Raw genomic sequence first — 4,979 nt, forward strand, 5'->3', positions numbered from 1 at the left:
CGAAGCTGGTCTCGGACATCACCTACCTGCCGACGCTCGCCGGCTGGTGGTATCTGGCGACCGTCATCGACCTGGCCACTCGCGAGGTGATCGGGTACGCGATGGTCGACCCCCACCGCGCCGAGCTCGTCACCGACGCCCCGCAGCGCCCTCAACTCGGGCTGCATCGCCCACTCGGACCGCGGATCGGAATACACATCAGGCGAATACCGGACGCTGGTAGGGGAGTTGAACCTGCGACAGAGTATGGGCAGAACGGGCTCATGTTGTGATAACGCCGCAGCCGAAAGCTTTTCGGTGATCGGGACCACCCTCTGGGAGTCCCACGAAGCGGCCCGCGCCGACGACTTCCGCTTCATCGAGGTCGAATACAACCGCACGCGCCTGCGTAAGCACCCCGTATACGGCTACGTCACCCCACTCGAAACCAGAGCCCTGGCGACCCACGACCTCACCCCCGCAGCGAACCACCCGCTGTCCAGGTTCAGGGGGGAACTTCATCGGCATCAGCGACAGGCCCTGGCGAAGAGACGCCACTCGGGCTCCCGAAACCTCCCGTGCCGCAGCGCATCTTCCGCGATCACCGCCTGCAATGCGTAACTCACCCCAGGGACTCCCCAGCTGATTTGGATTCCTCCATCGGTCCTCGCCGACTTCACCGGGACCAGCCTCAGCAACGCCACCTGATGGACCGGATACGCCAGACGCGATTGGCTCGACTACATCGCCCGCCGAAAGCAGGCCTGACGAAAGCGAGGGCAAGTGAAGTGAAGTGGCGACGAGGGCAGGATTCGAACCTACGTCCACCCGGGATCAGAGCCGGGCGCTCCTCCGCAGAGCTTCCTCGTCGCCGCGTCGATCATGGCTGGGGCTGCCGTTTTAGGCAACCGATTTCCCCAAGCCCCTGGGCAAGCAGTCACAGCCACTCCCTCGCCGCTGCGCGCTTGCCGTTGCCGGAGAACACTCCTGCCGACCGGAGGGCGCTCGCCATGAGAGGGTCCGCAACGGCAACTCCATGTACAAGCTCGGGCGTCCGGCGGAAGGCGACAGCCTCAGCCGTCGGCCTGGGGGCGGTCCAGGCGCTGGCTACGGGGTCCCTCTTGTGTCGGACGCAGACTGCCTCGACCAACGAACGTGGGCATTCCTTCTCCCCCCGGAGCACTTCCCAGGGCAACGGCAGCTCTGCCCAGATGTAGGTGTCGGGGTGCAGCCCGCCGCCGCTCATGCGGTGCCAATAAGCCACATCGGCAGCCATCAGGCGGGGAACCTTGCCTGGGCAGACGCGGTCAAGAATCTTCTCCTGGCCCAGTTCGGACAGAATCGCGAACCAGTGCGCTCGGGCCGTGTTCCACGCCTGTGCGGCCTGGTTCCACGTAGATGAATCGTCGCCGCGGCGCACGATCATCGTTTCGCGCTCCAGCGGGTGCCGATTCCAGGCGTCCTCCAACAGGTCCGCGACCTGGCGCAGGAAGCCGTTCCATTGGACCAGCAGTTGAGTGAGGTCCTCCTCGGATACTGCCGCCAGCACCTCCGATGTGGGATGCACGTGCGCGACCGCAGACCAGCAGGTCCGCTCCCGCTGCGCGCGCAAGCGCTGGAACAGCGCCGCGGCGACCTCGTCGTAGACCTGGCGCTGGCGGCCGTTCGTGAAGACGCTGCGCATGTAGCCCCGCGCCGTGATGTATGCGATGAAGGCCGCCGTGTCCGGGTCCACAGCGAAGAGACCGTACGGCAGTAGGTGAGCGAGTGCTCCCTTGCCCGTCATCGTTACTTCGCGGCGGCGTTGCTCGTGGATCAGCCGCGCCAGTTTGGCCTCCATGCGGCGCAGGAGACGGAAGCGCTTGTTGTACTGGCGCTTGGAGACCTCGCCGAGGCCGGCAGCCGTTCGCTCGGCTCGGTCGAGACGGTCCACGCCGAAGTCATTTTGGCTGTACACGCGGCCTATGGACTCGCCTGCACGCCGGATCACTACCTCGATCTGGTCCGGGTCGTCTCCGGCGCTGTCCGGAAGCTCCGGCACATCCATGAACAGGCTTGCCGCACGGGCGAGCTGACGCTGTGCGCCAACCGGGCGGGCAAAGTCCTCCCGCATGGAGGTGTAGCCGTGCCAAAGGTTGCGCAGCGAGTGTTCGGCGGCCTTGGCGAGTGCGGCCTCAGTGACCTCGTCGAGTTCGGTGCCCTGTGTCGCATACAGGTCCTGGATGAGCCGGGCTACATCCTCCGGACGCTTGCGCAGTGTGAGGGAGGCGTGCAGTTCCCGGAGGACTTCTTCGGCGGTGGGCGACAGCATGAGCCTCACCTTGTCATTCCTCGGCTAAGTGCCCAACTGGATATCTACCAGCTGCAGCCATGGCCCCCCATTACCGTTTTGGTTGCCCCGCAATGGGGCGCCCGGCCTCCGGAGTTGGCATGGCCTTCTCCCCCTGCCGATCGCACTGGCCCGGGGGGTGGTGTCACCGGCTCCGGAGGCATCGACAGACGCCGCGGCCCGAACCCGCCCCGAGGGCCGACGGACCCGCCGGGTCAGATGACGAACGCGGGCCGCAGGAACTGCCGGGCCCCGCGCAATGTGGTGCGCAGACCTCGGTGGGTGGCCCGGCTGTCGAGGCGTACGTCGAGGGCGCCGGGGAGCCCGCTTTCGGCCCGAAGGCCGAGGGGAGTTGTGAGGCGTCGAGCCCATCCCGCTCAGAGATGAGGACGCCGAGTTCGTGACGGCTCACGGCGTCGGGGCCGGCGAGGTGGTGGATTCCGGTTGCGTCGGCGGATAGGCCAGCTCCAAGAGGGCGGCGGCCAGGTCTGTGACGTGGATGGGGCAGCGGATGTCGTCGGTGAACAGGACGCCGTCGCGCGTGCCAGCGGCGAGGTCGTGCACGGACCTCTCGTGCACGGACCGCCCCTGACGAATGATCAGGGATGTCCGGGCGACAGTGGCTTTCGGGTGCACGGCGAGGACGCCGGTCTCGGCTGCGGCCTTGGCCGCGCCGCAGGCGGTGATGGGGTCCGGCAGGCTGGACTCGTAGTAGTGGACGTGTGCCCCGGAGAAGATCGCGTCGCTGGATACGTGGACTATGCGGGTTCCGCACTTCGCCGCGGCCAGCGAGCCGGATGGGGCCCTCTGCCGTGGTCGGCCAGTGGGCCGATCCGCTGGATGCGTTGAGGACGAGTTGCGGGCGGACCTCGGACAGGACGGCGTCCAGGCTTCAGGCGTCCCGCAGGTCGAGGTGGCGCCACGCGGTGGGGGAGGCGGTGCCGGGCTTGGTCGCGTACGTCGCGACGGTCGTATGCCCTGCTGCTCTCGCCTGCCGGACCAACTCGGTCCCGAGGAAGCCGCTGCCGCCGACGATCAGAACTGTCATCGCGCCACCGGTGACCGCCTCCACAATGATGAAGGCGGTCACCCCGGGACTTCAGGTGACCGCCTTCATCGTCAGCGTGCCGGTGGCGGCCGCCATAGGTATCGGACATCCGGCTCGCGCTCATCGTTGCGCACCCCGTCCGTCCGCTCGACCGCGATCGGCCGGCCCGGTTCGAGCTGGGTGACCTGCGCGTCCATCGGGAGGCGTTTCTGTGGCTGCCGGCGGGAGCGTACGGGGTCTTTGCCCAGTCCGCCGGGGCGGCGCACGTTGGTGAGCCACTGCCCGACCGGCTTTCCGAGGCTACGCCGTGGCGCGGGGCGGCCAGCGTCCCGTGCAGCTCGAAGTAGGCCCGCGCGGCGGCGAGGTTTTCGGTGAGCCCTGCCAGGACCGCCGATCCCCGGCATGTACGACTGGCCTGCTTGCAGGGCTTCGGCGTAGTCGCGGCTTGAGTGGTTTTTCCGATGTGTGCCGGCGGTGGCCCGGACGCAGGACTGGCACGAGCTTCCAAGATCACTGCCGATGCGCCATCGCGGTCCTGGACCGCATCGGCGCCCGTCGCTGCCCGTTGACCGGCATCCGGCCGGTGCCGTGCGAGGCAACGATCCGCCGCACCCTGGCCCGCCTTGATGCCGATGCGCTTGACCGGGCGGTCGGCGCCGGGCTGGCCGATTGCCGCACTCAGCCCGGCCCGCAGACTCGCCAGGCAGTGGCGGTGGGCGGCAAGAGCCTGCGCGGCGCCGCCAGAGCCGACGGCCACAAGATCCACTTGCTGGCCGCACTCGACCACACCAGCCGTCTGGTTCTCGCCCAGCTGGACGTCGGAGAGAAAGCCCCTTCTGGACAACCTGGCCGACCTGGCCGACATGGTCGTGACCAGCGACGCCATGCACGCCCAACGCGAGCCCGCCGAGTACCTCCCCAGTCGAGGCGCCCACTACATCGTGATCGTTACAGGGAACCAGAAGAAGCTCCGCAAGCAGCTCAAAGCCCTTCCCTGGCAGCGGATTACGCTCCAGAGCCGCATCCGCGAGAGCGGTCACGGCCGTGGGGAGATCCGCCGCATCAAGGTGTGCACCGTGAACAACCTGCTCTTCCCAGGTGCCCGCCAGGCCGTCCAGCTCAAGCGGCGCCGCCTGCACCGCAAGAGCGGCAAGGTCAGCATCAAGACCGTCTACGCGGTCACCAGCCTGAGCGCCGAGCACGCCACTCCCGCCCAGCTCGCCAACATGATCCGCTCGCACTGGCAGATCGAGGCCCTGCACCACGTGCGGGACACCACCTTCGCCAAGGACGCCTCGCAGCTTCGGACCGGCAATGCGCCCCGCACCATGGCGACCTGGCGCAACCTTGCCATCGGCGCCCTGCGCATCGCCGGTACCCAGAACGTCGCCGCCGCACTCCGGGCCAACTCCCGCGACCCGAAACGCCCGCTCGCCCTACACGGCCTCACATGATCACGAACCCGACATCACGCGACTACGCCGAAGCCCTGGCCTGACCTGCAACGCGACATGATCAACCAGACAATGAGCCTTTTTCAACCTGACCGCGATGCCGAGCTGTTGGGGGTCAACGGGCTGTACGTAACGATGAAACTCCTGGTAGACGGGTTATCGACCAAGA

General features: G+C 67.6%; 2 protein-coding genes, 1 tRNA gene and 2 pseudogenes. 2 read left to right on the top strand and 3 right to left on the bottom strand.

The features are described 5' to 3' along the window. Positions 1-272 (top strand): annotated as a pseudogene (locus tag ABZY44_RS37255) (hypothetical protein); the annotation flags it as partial. Between the two features lie 501 nt (positions 273-773). Here the strand turns inward: ABZY44_RS37255 and ABZY44_RS37260 are convergent. From ABZY44_RS37260 to ABZY44_RS37270, 3 genes and pseudogenes are all read right to left on the bottom strand, one after another. Further along, positions 774-849, bottom strand: a tRNA-Gln gene (locus ABZY44_RS37260). A gap of 67 nt (positions 850-916) precedes the next feature. Further along, positions 917-2,290 (bottom strand): hypothetical protein, encoded by a 1,374-nt coding sequence (locus tag ABZY44_RS37265; protein WP_356661929.1) that lies wholly within the window; start codon positions 2,288-2,290, stop codon positions 917-919. Positions 2,291-2,523: 233 nt separating this feature from the next. After that, a pseudogene (locus tag ABZY44_RS37270) lies at positions 2,524-3,356 on the bottom strand (sugar nucleotide-binding protein). Positions 3,357-3,988: 632 nt separating this feature from the next. Here ABZY44_RS37270 and ABZY44_RS37275 point away from each other — a divergent pair. After that, entirely contained in the window at positions 3,989-4,810 is an 822-nt protein-coding gene (locus ABZY44_RS37275) for an ISAs1 family transposase (protein WP_356661931.1), read from the top strand. The last annotated feature ends 169 nt before the right edge of the window (positions 4,811-4,979 follow it).

It is taken from the genome of Streptomyces sp. NPDC006544 (assembly GCF_040611715.1).
Classification (GTDB): domain Bacteria; phylum Actinomycetota; class Actinomycetes; order Streptomycetales; family Streptomycetaceae; genus Streptomyces.

Bases quoted from the DNA above. Each gene is read 5' to 3' on its own strand.
- ABZY44_RS37265 (WP_356661929.1), bottom strand. From the start codon at position 2,290: ATGCTGTCGCCCACCGCCGAAGAAGTCCTCCGGGAACTGCACGCCTCC.
- ABZY44_RS37275 (WP_356661931.1), top strand. From the start codon at position 3,989: ATGCGCTTGACCGGGCGGTCGGCGCCGGGCTGGCCGATTGCCGCACTC.